Origin of the sequence: Sorangium sp. So ce385 (genome assembly GCF_051474135.1) — a bacterium.
Classification (GTDB): Bacteria; Myxococcota_A; Polyangia; order Polyangiales; family Polyangiaceae; genus Sorangium; species Sorangium cellulosum_D.
Window position 1 is genome coordinate 12192485 of the sequence record NZ_CP150337.1, and the last position, 16316, is coordinate 12208800.

General features: G+C 71.3%; 13 protein-coding genes. 8 read left to right on the top strand and 5 right to left on the bottom strand.

Annotated elements, in window-relative coordinates; translation table 11 throughout:
- Nucleotides 1-25 precede the first annotated feature (25 nt).
- On the bottom strand, nucleotides 26-637 hold the full coding sequence (locus WME83_RS44635) for a hypothetical protein (protein WP_437315808.1): 612 nt from the start codon (nucleotides 635-637) through the stop codon (nucleotides 26-28).
- A 382-nt stretch (nucleotides 638-1019) separates the two neighbouring features.
- Here WME83_RS44635 and WME83_RS44640 point away from each other — a divergent pair, with 382 nt between their 5' ends.
- A complete protein-coding gene (locus tag WME83_RS44640) occupies nucleotides 1020-1646 on the top strand; it encodes a LysE family translocator (RefSeq protein WP_437315809.1) in 627 nt (208 codons plus the stop codon).
- Between the two features lie 19 nt (nucleotides 1647-1665).
- Here the strand turns inward: WME83_RS44640 and WME83_RS44645 are convergent, their stop codons facing one another.
- On the bottom strand, nucleotides 1666-2901 hold the full coding sequence (locus tag WME83_RS44645; protein ID WP_437315810.1) for a formylglycine-generating enzyme family protein: 1236 nt from the start codon (nucleotides 2899-2901) through the stop codon (nucleotides 1666-1668).
- A gap of 391 nt (nucleotides 2902-3292) precedes the next feature.
- On the opposite strand from WME83_RS44645, the gene WME83_RS44650 reads away from it, so the two are divergent.
- Together WME83_RS44650 and WME83_RS44655 are read left to right on the top strand one after the other, a co-directional pair.
- Complete coding sequence (locus tag WME83_RS44650) at nucleotides 3293-4378, top strand: ATP-binding protein (protein WP_437315811.1); 1086 nt, start codon at nucleotides 3293-3295, stop codon at nucleotides 4376-4378.
- Between the two features lie 11 nt (nucleotides 4379-4389).
- Entirely contained in the window at nucleotides 4390-6804 is a 2415-nt protein-coding gene (locus tag WME83_RS44655; protein ID WP_437315812.1) for a DUF5682 family protein, read from the top strand.
- Nucleotides 6805-7391: 587 nt separating this feature from the next.
- Here the strand turns inward: WME83_RS44655 and WME83_RS44660 are convergent.
- The 3 genes from WME83_RS44660 to WME83_RS44670 form a co-directional block, all read right to left on the bottom strand.
- Complete coding sequence (locus WME83_RS44660) at nucleotides 7392-8312, bottom strand: transposase (RefSeq protein ID WP_437322113.1); 921 nt, start codon at nucleotides 8310-8312, stop codon at nucleotides 7392-7394.
- 438 nt (nucleotides 8313-8750) lie between these two features.
- Nucleotides 8751-9671 carry a hypothetical protein gene (locus tag WME83_RS44665; RefSeq protein ID WP_437315813.1) on the bottom strand — a complete coding sequence of 307 codons (921 nt, stop codon included), beginning with the start codon at nucleotides 9669-9671 and terminating at the stop codon, nucleotides 8751-8753.
- Between the two features lie 192 nt (nucleotides 9672-9863).
- A complete protein-coding gene (locus WME83_RS44670) occupies nucleotides 9864-10793 on the bottom strand; it encodes a LysR family transcriptional regulator (RefSeq protein ID WP_437315814.1) in 930 nt (309 codons plus the stop codon).
- 155 nt (nucleotides 10794-10948) lie between these two features.
- Here WME83_RS44670 and WME83_RS44675 point away from each other — a divergent pair, with 155 nt between their 5' ends.
- From WME83_RS44675 to WME83_RS44695, 5 genes are all read left to right on the top strand, one after another.
- Complete coding sequence (locus WME83_RS44675; protein ID WP_437315815.1) at nucleotides 10949-11269, top strand: putative quinol monooxygenase; 321 nt, start codon at nucleotides 10949-10951, stop codon at nucleotides 11267-11269.
- Nucleotides 11270-12041: 772 nt separating this feature from the next.
- On the top strand, nucleotides 12042-12404 hold the full coding sequence (locus tag WME83_RS44680) for a hypothetical protein (protein WP_437315816.1): 363 nt from the start codon (nucleotides 12042-12044) through the stop codon (nucleotides 12402-12404).
- Nucleotides 12405-12522: 118 nt separating this feature from the next.
- Complete coding sequence (locus WME83_RS44685) at nucleotides 12523-13986, top strand: sensor histidine kinase (protein WP_437315817.1); 1464 nt, start codon at nucleotides 12523-12525, stop codon at nucleotides 13984-13986.
- Nucleotides 13983-15368 carry a sigma-54-dependent transcriptional regulator gene (locus WME83_RS44690; RefSeq protein WP_437315818.1) on the top strand — a complete coding sequence of 462 codons (1386 nt, stop codon included), beginning with the start codon at nucleotides 13983-13985 and terminating at the stop codon, nucleotides 15366-15368. The genes WME83_RS44685 and WME83_RS44690 overlap by 4 nt, the downstream gene beginning before the upstream one ends.
- A gap of 229 nt (nucleotides 15369-15597) precedes the next feature.
- Complete coding sequence (locus tag WME83_RS44695) at nucleotides 15598-16293, top strand: UPF0158 family protein (RefSeq protein WP_437315819.1); 696 nt, start codon at nucleotides 15598-15600, stop codon at nucleotides 16291-16293.
- Nucleotides 16294-16316: the final 23 nt, after the last annotated feature.

Here is a 16316-nt window from a genome sequence, read left to right on the forward strand (position 1 = left end):
CACCGGAGCCGGGCGAGGCGGGCGATCACCTCGGTGCGAGCCGATCCGCGATGTCGGTGCAGGTGGCGTCGTCCACGGCCTGGCAGTTGCTCAGCCCTGACCACGGCACCCAGACACACCCCTCCTCGGAGTCTTCCTCGCACGCTTCTTCCAGGGACTCAGGGATCTCGACATCGCAGATCTGATGCAGAGACGGCGCCTCCCACGTGTCGGCCTGGCAGGGCGGCTCGTCGGGGGCTCCGCAGTGCCTCTCGCGGGTCTGCACGAGCGCGGTGCCGTCGCCCAGCACCACGATGAGCGACTCTGTCTCGTCGATGAACGGTCCGGGTGTATCGAGCGCCGCGAGGACGCCCGTGCCGCCCGAAAGCAGGAGCCTGGCCGCGCACTCCAGTGCCTCTCGTGGCTCCGGGCCGAGGTGCCGCGAGATCTTCTCACAGCTCAGCTCGAGGCCGCATGCGAACAGGTCTGGCGCTGTCTCGGGCGCGCTCACGTCGCCGCCGCCTTCGCCGGAGGGCTCGTTCCCGGTATCCGGCTCGGGATCGCCCGAGCCTTCGACCGCGCCCGAGCAGGCGGCAACGAACGGAACCTGTGCGGCGACCAGCAGGAGCGCGACCCGGGCGAGTCGATGTGCTTTCATGATCATCATCTTTCCAAGGGGTGGGAGAGCCGTCCGTGAGTGCGGCTCCGTCCTCGAGCGCGGTCAGTGCAAACTGCGTGCTCATCTGGCCCATGGGGTTGCGATCACGCCGTCGCGCTCGATCTAGCGCTGCCCACGATGCGCCGGTGTGTAGCAGAGCACGGAGCTCAGCGAGACCCGAGACCCCGCCGATTGACTCAGTTTGACACATATTGGCATCGATGATAGCGGCCTCCTCGCGGCTCCGGGACGTGCTCTGACCACCGCGCGACAGCCTGTGGTTCGCCGCGATCCTGCTCGGCGGAGCCCTGTCCTGTAGCTGCGGCGTTCGGGCTCGGTTACATTCGACCACGTAAGGACCCCAACACAGAGGATCGCTGCGATGTCGGAGACCCAGATCGTTCTCTTCTTGCTTACTTCGCTCCTCGTCATCGTGACTCCGGGCCAGGACATGATCCTCGTGATGTCGCGTTCCCTCGCGCAGGGCTCGTCCGCGGGCATGGCGACCGCGGGCGGCATCAGCCTCGGCCTGGTGGGCCACACGGCGCTGGCCGCGCTGGGGCTCGGATCCATCCTCATGGCGTCTGCCACCCTGTTTCTGATCCTCAAGCTCGTCGGCGCTGCGTACCTCGTCTATCTCGGCGTACGCCTCCTGCGCACGCGCGCTGCCGCGCTCGATCTCTTGGAGGCGAGGCCGTCGAGCCTGGCCAGGCTGTTCGCCGAGGGCGCGCTGTCCAACCTGTCCAATCCCAAGGTGACGATCTTCTATCTCGCCTTTCTCCCCCAGTTCGTCCCTGGTGATGCCGAGCACCCGACCTTGCTCATCAGCGGCCTCGGATTGGCGTTCTCGCTGCTCACCTTCCTGGTGAAGGGGCTGGTCGGCTACTTCGCGGGCGCCCTGTCGGCGTGGCTGCGCGCGCGCCCGAGGGCGCTCACCGGCGTCTACCGGACGAGCGGCGCGATGATGGTCGGCATGGGCGTCAAGCTCGCCTTCGAGCGGCGCACCTGAGCGCTTCACATCTGCGCTCTCACTCCGCAGGTGGCGGGGTCCTCGCGCACCGGACCCCGACCCCGGATTCGCGACCCGGGCTTCGGTAGGCACCGATCCACGTCGCCCGCTGGAATACCTCGCTCTGCTGATAGTTCCCGCCGTGGGTTATCAGGTAAGCGCCCATCGACGGCCTCTCCAGAATGGCACAGTCGACGCACGGGACCGGGAGCTCGCCCGACCAGTCCCGCGTGAATTCCGCCATGCCTCCGCTGAGATCCTGGTGTCCCCATCGCCCGGCTCCCGCCGGCTTCGATCCGACAGGGAGGATGTCGCTGAACGCGCACTCGCGCGCGGGGCTCCCATCCCCGAGGCAGTCGTAGCTCGCGTAGCTCGGATCCAGCCCCTGGCCCCACGGGTATTCCCGCTCCTCGTCGCCGCCGACGGCCGCGTAGATCAGCTCCGCGCTCGTGGGGAGACGCCCCCCGTCCCACACGCAGAACGCGAATGCCTCTGGCCACGTGATGCAGTTCATCGGCAGGTCCTCATTGGGCCCGACCGCATCGGTCCACGTCGCGTGCGTAGACGCCGAACCAGGCTCCGAACCGCAGCCGAGCGCGGCCCTGAGCGCCGCGGTGTCCTCTTTGAGCCAGCCGTTCCAGTCGGCAGACCAGCCGCTCCCCGGGATCTTCGGGTGCTGCCCCGCGTCGACGTCGGGTGCGCTCGCCCGCGTCCCCTGTCCCGCCTCGACGAACGCGCGAAACCGCCCCACCGTCACCTCGTACGTGTCCAGGAGAAAGCTGCTCACCGTCCTCTGCCCGACCGTGCCGCCAGGAACCAACCTGCTGTCGCAGCAGCTGATGCTCTCGTCTCCGCACAGCGCCTCTATCGCCAGCTCTCCTGAGCCGCAGCTCCGGGGCGCAGTTGGCGTCCCGGCGCCCGCACCGCCCACGCCGGCCCCACCGCCTCCCGTCGCGTCCACGCCGGCCCCACCGCCTCCCGTCGCGTCCACGCCGGCCCCACCGCCTCCCGTCGCATCCGCGCCGGCGCCGCCTCCGCCGCCCGTATCCGCCCCGCCGGCGCCGCCTCCGCCGCCCGTATCCGCCCCGCCGGCGCCGCCTCCGCCGCCCGTATCCGCCCCGCCGGCGCCGCCTCCGCCCTTGCCGGGAGGGTCGTGTCCCGGATCGGCGCCGCAGGCAGCCGCGCCACCGCCGGCGAGGACGACCGCGACGATCACCTCGACCCACGTGCCTCGTCCACGGCGCTTGCGCCTCATGGTCCGCTCCCTCCCTCTGGCCCTTCCATCGTTGCGCCACCGTCGGTGCAACCTTCGCCGGGTAAAGGCAAGATCCCGTACGAGCAGACGCGGCGTCAAGTCGCGCCCATGGCAAGCACGTTATCGTCTTCCGCACGCTGAGCGCCTCGCCGTGCAGCGCGCGCGCCGCTCCACAGCGCCTTCTCTGTGCGTCCCCGCGGCGCCGCCTCGTCGCGTTGAACGGCCAGAGGCGCGCACGGCAGCCCTCAGCGAGGCGCGGTCGGCTGAATCGGAGTCATCAGGAGCACCGCCCGCCCGGGAAGCCCGCCGGGCGCGCCGGCCCTCCAGGAGGTCCCGTCCGCTCGTGCCATTGCTCTCTCGGCCCCATTCTGCGGTAGCCTCTCCCTCGCCCATGAGCGACCTCCGCCAGCCCGCCGAGACCAAGTACGCCCACGAGCTCGCCGCCCTCGCCGCCGAGGACACGGCGCCGAGGCCGCCCGGGTGGCGCCTCTCGCCGAGGGCCGTGGAGACCTACATCCTCGGGAGCGACAAGCCCGTAGGCGGCGTCGCGATCACCCCCAAGTACATCGGCGATCGCGCCCTCGTGCAGGTCGCCCTCGCGACGCTCGCCTCCGACCGCGCCCTCATGCTGGTCGGCGAACCGGGCACCGCGAAGAGCTGGCTCTCCGAGCACCTGTCGGCGGCCATCAGCGGGACGAGCGCCCTCGTCGTCCAGGGGACCGCGGGCACCAGCGAGGAGCACGTCAAATACGGCTGGAACTACGCGCTGCTCCTCGCCGAAGGGCCGTCGCAGAAGGCGCTCGTGCCCTCGCCCATCCTCCGCGCCATGCGCGACGGGCGGTTCGCGCGCTTCGAGGAGATCACCCGCACCTCGTCCGAGATCCAGGACGCGCTGATCTCCATCCTGTCCGAGAAGCAGATCGCCGTCCCGGAGCTCGATCAGGTGGTCCCCGCCCAGCGCGGCTTCAACCTCATCGCCACCGCGAACACCCGCGACCGCGGCGTCAACGAGATGAGCGCCGCCCTCAAGCGCCGCTTCAACTTCATCACCGTCCCGGTCGTCGACGACCTCGAGCAGGAGATCCGCATCGTGCAGAAGCGCGAGGCCGAGCTCCGCGGCGACTATCAGGTCGGCGTCGAGCCGCCGGCCGAGCTCGCGAAGCTGCTCGTGACGCTGTTCCAGGAGCTCCGCGCCGGCGTCACCAAGGACGGCAAGACCAAGGTGAAGACGCCAGGGTCCGTCCTGTCGACCGCCGAGGCGATCAGCGTGCTCTTCAACAGCGGCATCCTCGCGCAGCACTTCGGCACCGGGAAGGTGACCGCCGACGACCTGTCCCGCTCGCTGCTCGGCGCCGTGAGCAAGGAGGGCGGCGACGACCTCAAGGCGGTGCGCGAGTACTGCGAGACCGTCGCCAAGGGGCGCACCGGGCTCTGGAAGGAGTTCTACGCCGCCGCCAAGAAGCGCCTCGCGCCCTGAAGGAGCCCCCGATGGACCTGGCCCGGCTCGCCGCCGTCCACCTCTTCCCGGTGCGCCACCACTCGCCGCGCTCGAGCGCGACGCTGCGCGCCTACCTCGACGAGGTGCGCCCGAAGGCGATCTTCGTCGAGGGCCCGAGCGACGCGACGCCGCTCCTCGAGGCGCTCGTCGACCCGAAGACCGTCCCGCCCGTCGCGATCCTCGGCTACCGCACCGACGGGACGCCCGCGTCGTCGCTGTGGCCGTTCGCCGCCTACTCGCCCGAGTACGTCGCGGTGAAATGGGCCTTCGAGCACGGCGTGCGCGTCGAGCTGATCGACGTGCCGGTCGGCATGACGCTCGCGCCGTTCGAGGGCGCCACGGTCGGCCACGACGACGTCGAGGACCCGGGGGGCCACGAGCAGGAGGGCGACGCGGAGGGCGGCGGGCGCGCGGACGACGGCGGCGTCGGCGAGGGCGACGAGGACGGCGGCGATGCGCCGGCGTCCGCGGAAGGGGCGCAGGAGAGCATCTACGAGGCGTGCGCGCGGGCCCGGGGCTTCCGCTCGTTCGAGGAGTTCTGGGAGGCCTCGTTCGAGGCGCCCCGCTACGACCCGAGGTCGTTCCGCGAGGCGCTCCTCGCGTACGCGGACCTCGCGCGCAGCGACGGGGACCGGCTGGTCCACCGGGCGCGCGACGCGTACATGGCGCGGTGCCTGCTGGAGCGCATGGGGCCGGACCTCGCCCCGCACGAGGTCGCGGCCGTGCTCGGCGCGGCGCACGCGGCGGCGTTCGCGGCGCGCGACGTCGATCCCGCGCTGGAGGCGCGGCTGCCGGCGCCGGTGCCGTGCGCCGTGACGCTCATCCCCTTCAGCTTCCCGCGGCTCTCCGAGCAGCTCGGCTACGGCGCAGGCAACCGGGCGCCGCAGTACTACCAGCGCGCGCACGACGCGGGCGGCGACTTCCGGCGCGCGACGCTCGAGGTGCTGATCGAGTTCACCGAGCACCTCCGCCTCCGCGGCTTCATGGCCTCGCTCGCCGACACCATCGAGGCGTTCCGCCTCGCGGTCACGCTCGCCGAGCTCCGCGGCAAGGCGGAGCCGGGCCTCGACGAGGTGCGCGAGGCGACCATCGCGACGATGTGCCGCGGCGACGCGACGCACGTGGACGGATTTCTGTGGCCGGCGGTCATCGGGCGCAACGTGGGTCGCGTCGGCGGCGGCATCGGGAAGAACTCGCTCCAGGAGGAGTTCTGGCGCGAGGTGCGCGAGCGCAGGCTCCCCGCCACGGACGCGCCCGAGTCGTTCCGGCTGTCGCTCACCAACCAGGTTGAGGTCGGCACGAGCGTGCTCCTGCACCGGCTCCGCATCGCCAAGATCCCCTACGCGGGCTACGCCGGAGCGCGGCGCGCCGGCGGCGGGGCGAGGCGGCGCGGCGGCCAGGCAACCCAGGAGACGCCGCCCGACGAGCTGCTCGGGCAGCTCAGCGAGACGTGGGAGGCGCAGTGGACGCCGGCCACCGACGTTGCGCTGGTCGAGAAGATCGTGCTCGGCGACACGCTGGAGCAGGTGGCGACGCGGCTGCTCGAGGAGGACCTCGCGGCGTGCCACACGACCGGCGAGGCCGCCGACGTGCTGCTGAACGGGGTGCTGGCGTCGAGCGCCCGCGCGGTGGCCGCGGCGCTGAGGGCGTGCGACCAGTTCGCCGCGGGCGACAGCGATCTGCCGTCGCTCGCCCGGGCGTGCCGCGCCTTCGCGGGGCTCGCGTCGTTCGGGTCGTCCCGGTCGCTGTCGTCGCTCGGCGACGGGGTGATCGCGCCGATGCTCGAGAAGACGTTCGCGCGCGCGGTGCTGCGGGTGCACGGGGGCTGCACGGGCAGCGACGAGGCGGTCGCCACGGCCAAGGAGGCGCTGCGCACGCTGCACGACGTGGCGCTGTCGCAGCCGATCGTCGACCGCGCGGCGTGGCTCGCCGCGGCGCGGGGGCTCGTGGACAGCGACGCGGTGAACCCGACGGCGTCCGGCTTCGCCTGCGGGCTGCTCTACCTGGCGCAGGCGATCGACGACGCGGAGGTGGCGAGGGTGGTCGGTCTGCGGCTCGGGGGCGCGGCCCCGCCCGAGCCGGCGGCGTCGTTCCTGGCCGGCTTCCTCGAGGTGAACGCGCTGGTGCTCGTCAAGAGCCGGACCGTGGTTGAGGCGCTCGACGCCTTCCTCGGGGGGATCGCGCCGGAGCGCTTCAACGACACGTTGCCGATCCTGCGGCGCGCGTTCGCGACGCTCGGCGCGACCGAGCGGCGGTATCTGCTCGAGAACGTGCTGGCGGCGCGCAAGCTCGGAGACAAGGCGCGCGCCGCGCAGGCCGTGCTCCTGGAGAAGGACCGCGAGAAGCTGAAGGAGATGAGCGAGGACCTCTCCGAGGCGATGGACGAACTGGACGACCTGCTCTGACGGAGGGCCGCTGACCGCGCCCGGCATTACCGCGGCGGGCCGGCGGCCACACGGCCGGACGTGGGCTCGATGGGGTGATTCTTCCTGGCCGGTCCGCAGGCGGCGCGAGGGGAGGGCAACCTCACCCGGGTTGGGCAACCTCACCCGGGTTGCGACCACCCCGGGGCAACCTCACCCAGGTTGCGACCACCCCGCGGACGGGGCAGGCAACATCACCCGGGTTGCGACCACCTCCGCGGACGGGGGCACCCCCCCCCGGACCCGGGTTGCGGGTTGCTGGTTGGGGGGTTGCTGCGGCTTGCTCCAGTCCGCGGGCTGCCGGGCAACGACCCGGATTGACCTGGTGAGCGAGACGCGACGGCGCGGCAAAGAACCGTCTCGTGCCATCGACCTGAGGCTTCGACAGCCCGGCATGGGCGCCGCGTCGTATTCGCTTGGCCCGGCACGGCATATGCGCGCAAGGCGCGTGATGCAACTCAGAGCATCCGCCGGCCGCTATCGCCTCACCGACACGGGCATATCCGCACCACAACGCGTCAAGACAACGCCGTTCCTCCCGAGTCGCTGTCGCGCTCCCGATCGCCGTTCTACGCTGCAAGCGTCGCGTCGTTCACCCTGGCACCGTGGAACGTACGCATCCACCACGTACCCACTGGGAATATGGCGTCGCGCACGCCAGCGCACCACTGTTGAAGCGCCGTGCGGTAGGATACGCGAAACGCACGTACAGCGGCCGTAGCGGTTCGCCAAGCGTCGCCCTGGTTGCGGCCCACGGCGAACGTTGGATTGCGTGCACCGAGCTCCTCGAAGCTCGTGGCTCGCTCGTACGGGGAGATCTCGCTGGCTCGCTCCGCGTCCGAAAAGCGGCGGCCTCGTTGCTCCACCTCTGCATGGGCCTGAGCTTCTTGGCGCTCAAGCTCGGCCGCGACCTGCAGGCGAAAGGCCTCCGCGTTCTCCTGCTCGATGGTAGGCGGCAGCGCGAGCGAGAGTGTCGCTTGCTCGACCCACTGCGGATTCTTTGGATTGAGATATGCGGACGGGCGCAGCGCGTGCAGCACTCCACGACCGAGGTCATCCACATCCACCTTGACGCCCGGCCATTCGCTCGCGCGCCGAACCAGCCCAGCAGCCACAGGGTTCGCGAGCACGTAGGCGATCTTCTCTACCACCGCCGCCTGCGTCACGAGCTGTACCACGCTCGTGGCCTCATGGTCCCATACTGGCCCTTCCCATTGCCGCAGCACCTTGGTGCCCAATGCGACCAGGCGATGGTAAAATTGCAAGAAGCGCGGCAGCACGCCCTGCACATCGGTCACGACCAAGTGCAGATGTGTTGACATCGCGCAAAGGGCATGAACCTCGATGCCGAAGCGGCGAGCCGATACAGCGAGGGCGTAGACCAACAACTGGTTGATGGCCGCATCGGGGCGCAACAGGAAGTGCCGACGCATGACCCGGCGGGTGAGTAGGTAGGTCGCACCTGGAGCGATTTGGCGAGGCTGGCTCATGGCCGCGCGCAGATACAAACGCCGCGCCATGAGTCGGCATGAATCATTTCAAGGACTTGCACCGTTGCATGGGTGGCGGCAGCGGTTTTCCGCCAGTTTCCGCCACGCTGAGTCGGCGTGCGACATAGACCAACCCATACCCGTAACCTGCCTTACTGCCTTGGATCGGGTTCGATCGGGTTCAACATGGGTTAGCTCCAACATGGGTTCGGGTGCCAACCTGGGGGCTGCGCCAACCTGGGTCGGGGCGGGCGGGGGGCGCCAACCTGGGTCGGGTCGGGCGGGCGCCAACCTGGGTCGGGTCGCGCGGGCGGGGTCGGGTCGGGCGGGCGCCAACCTGGGTCGGGTCGCGCGGGTCGCGCGCGCGGCGCGCGGGGGCGGCGGCGGGCGGGTAGTCGCCAACCTGGGTCGGGTCCGCCGCCGGGCGCGCAGTCCTCCTCACTCCTCCTGGCCGGCCCGCGACCATCCACCGAGCCTTACCCCCGGCGTCCGCTCCAGAAACGCTCGCACATCGGGCGGCGGCGACGCCCACGCCACGAGGCGCGCCGGCGTCCTCTCGACCGCCACCACCGCCGAGCGCGAGTACGAGCTCCACGCCCCATCGCTGCATGCGTAGCAGGCCGATCGCGCAAGCTGCGCCGTCAGCCGGAGCGCCCCCCGCTCATCGTAGGCCGGCGCGATCTGCACGAGCTCCGGTGCATCCCGCTCCTCCCCCGCGGCCTCTGCGCCGTCCTCGCCGTCGTCGAGCAGCGCCTCGGCCGCGCTCTGCAGCGCGGTCACGCCGCGCACCTCGGCCAGCAGATCGACGGCCGCGCCCCGCTCGGCGTCCCACGCCACGAACGCCGCGCCCTCGAAGCCGTGCGCCCCGCAGAGGTCCGTGTACGTCCGCTCCTCGATGAACACGTACGGCCCCACGCTCCCGATCAGCGCGGCCGTGTGGCGGATCTCGTTGCTCTCGTCCCCATCGGGCGGCGAGAGCACCTCCTGGCGCTCGCCCTTCCCGCGGAGCACGAGCGCCGCGCGGGTCGCCGTGCCCTCGCCCGGCTCGCGCATTTCCCCCAGCCCCATCTCGCAGGCCGACGTCGCCACCTGCTCCTCGCGCGTTTCCCAGCGCCACTCCCCTCGCCGGGTCGCCACGACGATCCCGGGCTCCTCGCGGATCACCGCGCCGCCCTCCGCGAGTTGCCACGTCCGCGGCGCTCCGTCGCCCACGCTGCCCCAGACCAGGACGACCCCGCCGGGCGCCGCGTTCCCTGCCGCCTCGGCTTCGGCCGTGCGCTGGGCCGGCGCGACCGGGATCTCGAGGAGAACGGGAGATGCGGACCGCGACCGGGCGGCACAGCCCGAAGTCAGCGTCACCAGGGCAATCAGCGCAGCGGCTCGGATGCACGGCATGCCGGCCCGGAGGAGCACGGCGCGTGCCGCCAGAGCACGACCCGGAAAGCCCGCACCGCGCCTGAGGCACGTGTCATCGCAGGACCACGCCGCGTGGCAGGCCGGCCCCATCACGCCCCGCCGTGCACCGGCGCCCGGCGCAGCTCGCGCCGATCCTCACCCGGACGCGCCCGCACCTTCGACCGGCTCGCAGGCGACGGCCCTCGCAATGGCGGCGCGAAGCCAGCGGTGCGCTTCATCGCGCTCGGAGCGCTCCGCCCAGACGAGCGTCAGCGCATAGCCCGCGATCTCGACCGGACACGGCCGCACCACCAGGTCGAGCTTCGACGCCACGGCTTCGGCGACCCGCGCCGACACGGTGAGCAGCAGGTCGGAGCCGGAGACGATGAACGGAGCGACGAGAAAGTGCGACACCGTCAGGGTCACCCGCCGGCGCAGCCCCCGCGCTGCCAGCTCCCGATCGATGACGCCGTGATCCTCTCCATGCGGCGACACCATCAGGTGCTCACAGGCGGCGTAGCGCGCCGCCGTCAGCGGCTTCCGGGACGCCGGGTGGCCTCGCCGCATCACGCAGACGAGCCGCTCGGCCGCCAGCAACATGGACCGACACCCGTCGGGCGCCGGCCCGCCCCGACCCAGCTTGCCGTCGAGCTCGCCGGAGCGCAGGAGCTCGGCGAAATCCGCCGGGATGTTGCGGCACCGCACGTCGACGTGCGGCGCCTCCGCGGCGAGGAGCCGGGCCAAGGCCGGAAGCACGAGCAGCTCGAGGTTGTCGGTCGCGACGAGCCGGAACGTGCGCCTGGAGCGCCCCGGGTCAAACCGCTCGGCCGGGCTGAAGACCTGCTCGAGGCGCTCGACGGCCTCCGCCGCTCTCGGCAAAAGATCCCGCGCCCGCTCGCTCAACGTCATCCGCCTGCCGACCTGGACGAGCAACGGGTCCCCGAAATGGGCGCGCAGCCGTGAGAGCGCGTGGCTCATCGAGGGCTGCGTCACGCCGACGCGGCGCGCGGCGCGCGTGACGCTCTTCTCCTGGAGCAGAGCGTGCAAAGCGACGACGAGGTGGGTGTCCACCGACTGCAGGCGCATGGTCGATGGATAGCACGCCAGCCCATAGACACCATCGATGGCTCGGCGCGCCGTCTGTCGATTCGACGGCAGCGCCGCGGTCACGTATCCCTGCTCTCCGGAGGGCGCGCGCCCCCGCGCGGAGCGCCCCCGGCCACCCGACCCAGGGAGCTTCCATGATCATCGAGTACATTCGTTACGCCATCCCCGCGGACCAAGAGCATGCGTTCCTGTCCGCTTATCGCGATGCGGCCGCGGAGCTGCGCGGCTCCGAGCATTGCCTCGACTACGAGATCTCCCGGTGCGTCGAGGATCCGGCGAGCTTCGTCGTCCGCATCCGCTGGGACTCGCTGGAGGGCCACCTCCAGGGGTTCCGCAAGGCGGCGTCGTTCCCGTCCTTCTTCGCCAAGGTGAAGCCTTTCTATGAGCGCATCCAGGAGATGAGACACTACGCATCCACCGACATCGCCGGCGCGGGGGGCGGCGCCAGCGGCTGATCGAGCGCGCGTGCGACGGGAGCCCTCCTGGCTTCGCGCGGGCCATCGTGCGATGCTCCCTTGGTGACACGCAAGCCAGCATCGGTCCGGGCGCTCGGGCGCCCTCTCTCGCTGCTTCTGTTCCTCGTCCACTGCGCGAGCACGCCGAGCCCGACCACCTCGGCCGCAGCCCCGGGCGCCAGGCCGGCTCGAGGGCCCGATTCGACCGCTGAGCGCGCGCCCGGCGCCGCGCCGACCGCGGGAGAGCCTGATTCGACCGCCGAGCGAGCGTCACGCCTCGAACCGACACACGGCCCCGAGCCGTCGCCGGGACCTACGTCCGACCGCGGGCCCGCGTCAGCGCCCGCGCCCACGGCCGGCGGCGCGCCGGCGTCCGAGCCCGCCCAAAGCCCTGCTTCCGGTCACGCGCCCAGCGCGGATCCCCATCCGCCCAGCAGGCCCGCGCGATGCGCTGCTCCCGCCCATCCCGCTCCGAGCTTCAGCGACTGCGGCGCCAGCGAGGTCTTCGCCGGCGGCTGCTGCCATCCCAGCTTTGAAGCGGCCTGCGCGGGTCTCGGCTGCTCGACGCGCACCTGCCTGCGCTTGAAGTCGAGCCCGTTGCAAGCCCGATGCAACCCCTGAAGGGCGAATCATGGCGCGGCGGCGCCGGAGAGCGCGCGAGCGGAGGCGGCCCGCAAGGCGGCGCTGGAAGCGCCGCGGCGCGCCCATCTCGACCTCTTCAGCCAGCGCGCCGATCGCGAGCCGGCACGCCGACGCGGGAAGGACACGAACGATGATCTCCACACCTCCGGAACGCCAGAACACCGTCGACGCTCACCGGCAATCCTCCCGGCGACGACAGCCCAGGCGCGCGTCGCCCTGGGCCCGCGGGCCCGTCGCGGCGCTCCTCGCGCTGCTCGTGGCCGGCGTCGCGCTCGCGGCCTGCTCCAGGGGCGCAGGCGCGCCGAAGCGCCGCGAGGCAGCGCCGGAGCGCGACAAGGCCTGCACGGATCCAGAGAAGCCCAGGGCGTACTTCTATCCTGCGGAGAACCGGACGGACTACGCGCCTGACGACCCCTGGAAAGACGGTTGCGCCATGCTGGTGCCCGATCACCTGTTCTGCTGCCCGGAGAAGGCGTCTGAGACGCCGAGGTGAGATCACACACCAGAGCCGTCCACCGCAGCTCCCTGGTGTTGCAAAATGCGGCATGTCGTAATTTGCGGCGGCGTCGTGCGGGTAGCCCGCCGCGCACCACCTGCGCTACGCCGTCGGCATGAAGCTCGCGCGCAAGCTGACGCTCGCTCTCGTGTTCGGGGTCTTCCTCGTGCTCGCGCTGAGCGCCTACGTCCAGATCCGCAGAGAGGCCAGGATCTTCGAGAAAGACGTGCAGCGGGATCACCACGCGATGGGCCGCGTGCTGGCCGCCGCCGTGACGGAGGTGTGGCGCTCCGAAGGGCAGGCTCGCGCGCTGAGCCTGGTCGACGACGCCAACGAACGCGAGCGACAGGTGGACATCCGGTGGGTCTGGCTCGACGAGCAGGCGAGCGAGGCGCATCAGCCAGGGCTGGCGCCGGCGCTGCTCGTCCCCGTCTCGATGGGACAAACGGTCGTGCACAGGATCCCCCGCAAGGACGCGGACGTGCTCGTCACCTGCATGCCCGTGCCGGTGCCCGGCGACCGCGTCGGCGCGCTGCAGCTCTCCGAATCGCTGGCGGGCGCGCGCCGGACCATCCGGAGCATGATCCTGAGCACGACCCTCACGACAGCCGCGCTGACGCTGGTATGCGGGTTGCTAACCACGTCCCTCGGAGTCGGGCTGGTGGGACGTCCCATGCGAACGCTGATCGACCAGGCGCGGCGGATCGGCGCGGGTGACCTCTCCCGACGTCTGTCGCTGCACCAGAAAGATGAGATCGGCGAGCTCGGGCGGGAGATGAACGCGATGTGCGATCGCCTCGCCGCGGCGAACCAGAAGCTCGAGTCCGAGGCGGCCGCGCGGCTCGCCGCGCTCCAGCAGCTCCGCCACGCCGAGCGGCTCGCCACGGTCGGCAAGCTCGCCTCCGGGATCGCACACGAGCTGGGCGCGCCTCTCCAGGTCGTCGCGGGGCGCGCACGCATGCTGGTGGACGGTGACGTCTCGGGAGACGAGGTGCCGACCAACGGACGGATCATCCTCGATCAGGCGCAGCGAATGACCCAAATCATCCGCCAGCTGCTCGATTTCGCCCGGCGCCGCAGCGCGGAGAAGCAGGAGACCCTGCTGGGGAGCGTGATCCGCAGCACCTTCACGATGCTGAGGCCGCTGGCGGAGAAGCAGGGCGTCACGATCCTTCAGGAAGGAGACTCGTCGGAGCTGTTCGTCCACGCAGACGCCGACCAGCTCCAGCAGGCGCTCACGAACGTGGTGGTCAACGCCCTCCAGGCCATGCCGGCCGGCGGCACGCTGACGGTCGGCGTCCGGGCAGAACGCGCCAGTCCCCCCGCCGACCAGGGAGGTGGGACCGCGGCGGATTACGTGGCGCTGTCCGTTCGTGACGAGGGAGGAGGCATGCCGGCCGACATCCTCGAGCACATCTTCGAGCCGTTCTTCACGACCAAACCCGTCGGCGAGGGGACGGGGCTAGGCCTGTCGGTCACGTACGGGATCATCAAGGAACACGGCGGCTGGATCCGCGTCGACAGCCGAGTGGGCTCGGGGAGCTGCTTCACGATGTTCCTGCCACGGTGGAAGGCATGATGGGGCGTGTCCTGATCGTCGACGACGAGCGCGGCGTCTGCGAGCTCCTCGACGCCGGGCTCAAGAAGCGTGGATTCCGGACGGCGTGGCGGACGTCGGCCGCCGAGGCGTTCGAGCTCCTGGGCGTCGAGGACTTCGACGTCGTGGTCACCGACATGACCATGCGCGGCATGAACGGCCTCGAGCTCTGCGAGCGGATCGTCCAGAATCGGCCCGATCTGCCGGTCATCGTCATCACCGCGTTCGGCAGCCTCGACACGGCCACGTCGGCGATCCGCGCGGGCGCGTACGATTTCGTGACCAAGCCGTTCGAGCTCGACGCGCTCCGGCTGACCGTCGAGCGCGCCCTGCGGCACCGCGCCCTCCGCGAGGAGGTCCGCCGCCTGCGGCGCGCCGTGGCCGACGCCCGCGGGTACGAGCAGATCCTCAGCAGCAGCCCGGCGATGAGGAGCGTGTTCGATCTGCTCGATCGGGTCGCCGACTCGGACACATCGATCCTCATCACGGGAGAGAGCGGGACCGGCAAAGAGCTCGTCGCCCGCGCCGTCCACCAGCGCAGCCGGCGGAGCGAGGGCGCGTTCGTGACGGTGAACTGCGCGGCGGTGCCGGACGCCCTCCTCGAGAGCGAGCTCTTCGGCCACGCGCGTGGCGCGTTCACCGACGCCAAGGGCGCGAGGAGCGGCCTGTTCGCGCGAGCTCACGGCGGGACCTTGTTCCTCGACGAGATCGGCGAGCTGCCGATCGGGCTCCAGCCGAAGCTCCTGCGCGCCGTCCAGGAGCGCGTCATCCGGCCCGTCGGCGCCGACGAGGAGATCCCGGTGGACGTCCGGCTCATCGCCGCCACGAACCGCGACCTCGAGACGGCGATCGAAGAGCGCCGCTTCCGCGAGGATCTCTATTACCGGATCAACGTGGTCCACGTCGACCTGCCGCCGCTCCGCTCCCGCGGCGGCGACGTGCTGCTGCTCGCGCAGCACTTCCTCGAGCACTTCGCGGCCATCAAGGCGCGGCCGATCGAGGGACTCTCGGCGCCCGCGGCGGAGAAGCTCATGGCCTACGCGTGGCCCGGAAACGTCCGCGAGCTCCAGAACTGCATCGAGAGAGCGGTCGCGCTCGCACGGTACGACCAGATCACCGTCGACGATCTGCCCGAGAAGATCCGGACCTACGCGCGCTCCCATGTCCTCGTCTCGAGCGACGATCCGACCGAGCTCGTCCCCATGGAGGAGGTCGAGCGACGCTACATCTTGCGCGTCCTGGAGGTGGTCGGCGGGAACAAGAGCCAGGCAGCGCAGATCCTGGGCTTCGACCGGGCGACCTTGTATCGAAAGCTCGAGCGGTACGGCATGCGCGGCGGACGCTCGAGCGACCCGAAGCCGTGACCGTCCGGCCGCCCTGCCGCTGCGCGCGCCTGCGCCGCGCCCTGCCGACGTGAGCGGCGGTCGCCGAAGGCGCCGCGAGGCGCCCGACTCCGCCCCTCGTCGACGTGTTGCACAACGCAACACCCACGGCGGCCAGCGCAGGACGGATGACCCTCGGGCGCGCCGCGCAGCGTGGGTGCGCGCCTCTTGCGTGGGTGGCATGAGAGCTGCCTGCGGACCGGGCGCCACCATGAGCACGACCACGACGGAGTCCGCTGCTGCGGGTCGGAGAGTCCCTGTCGACTGGAGCGCGCTCGCGAGCGCCTTCGACAACACCGCTCAGCACATCCGCTATTTTCTCCACCTCGAGACAGGCGCCCTGATCCGGCTGGTCGACGGGCTCGCCGATCCGGACACGCGCGTGCGCGTCGAGGCGGATCCGGCCTGCGTGCGCGTCGAGGCCATCGCTGCGCGCGACCAGTATCGATGGCTGCAGGCGTTCATCCCGACGGTCGACGACATCGAGCTCCAGGTGCTGCTCCTCCAGTGCCTCCAGGGGCCGGGGTCATTTCGGCGGTTCAAGGCCGTGCTCTCCGGCAGGCCGGACCAGCTCCGCCGCTGGCGCGTCTTCCGGATGGAGCGGATCCGCGCTGCCATCCTCGATTGGTTTGGCGCCCGCGGCCTCGTACCCGCTTCTTTCGAGCACGCCTGGCCCGGCGCCGGCGCCGAGTCGATGCGGTCTCGCGCCGTCGACTCGGCTCGCCAACAGCTCCACGCGATGACGCGCGACCTCGCGCCCGGCGATCTCCACGCGCTCACGGCGCTCGCGGAGTTCCTGCGCGCGACGCGCTCTGGCGCCCACGCTCCCGTGGTCCCGTCGAGGAGAGACGCAGAGCGACCCGACGGCCTGGGCCCGGAGCGGCGGGCGATGGAGACGCGAGGATGAGGGGTTATCCATGACCAACGAGA

Bases quoted from the DNA above. Each gene is read 5' to 3' on its own strand.
- WME83_RS44635 (WP_437315808.1), bottom strand. From the start codon at position 637: ATGAAAGCACATCGACTCGCCCGGGTCGCGCTCCTGCTGGTCGCCGCA.
- WME83_RS44690 (WP_437315818.1), top strand. From the start codon at position 13,983: ATGATGGGGCGTGTCCTGATCGTCGACGACGAGCGCGGCGTCTGCGAG.
- WME83_RS44645 (WP_437315810.1), bottom strand. From the start codon at position 2,901: ATGAGGCGCAAGCGCCGTGGACGAGGCACGTGGGTCGAGGTGATCGTC.
- WME83_RS44660 (WP_437322113.1), bottom strand. From the start codon at position 8,312: ATGAGCCAGCCTCGCCAAATCGCTCCAGGTGCGACCTACCTACTCACC.
- WME83_RS44675 (WP_437315815.1), top strand. From the start codon at position 10,949: ATGATCATCGAGTACATTCGTTACGCCATCCCCGCGGACCAAGAGCAT.
- WME83_RS44650 (WP_437315811.1), top strand. From the start codon at position 3,293: ATGAGCGACCTCCGCCAGCCCGCCGAGACCAAGTACGCCCACGAGCTC.
- WME83_RS44640 (WP_437315809.1), top strand. From the start codon at position 1,020: ATGTCGGAGACCCAGATCGTTCTCTTCTTGCTTACTTCGCTCCTCGTC.
- WME83_RS44680 (WP_437315816.1), top strand. From the start codon at position 12,042: ATGATCTCCACACCTCCGGAACGCCAGAACACCGTCGACGCTCACCGG.
- WME83_RS44655 (WP_437315812.1), top strand. From the start codon at position 4,390: ATGGACCTGGCCCGGCTCGCCGCCGTCCACCTCTTCCCGGTGCGCCAC.
- WME83_RS44695 (WP_437315819.1), top strand. From the start codon at position 15,598: ATGAGCACGACCACGACGGAGTCCGCTGCTGCGGGTCGGAGAGTCCCT.
- WME83_RS44670 (WP_437315814.1), bottom strand. From the start codon at position 10,793: ATGCGCCTGCAGTCGGTGGACACCCACCTCGTCGTCGCTTTGCACGCT.
- WME83_RS44685 (WP_437315817.1), top strand. From the start codon at position 12,523: ATGAAGCTCGCGCGCAAGCTGACGCTCGCTCTCGTGTTCGGGGTCTTC.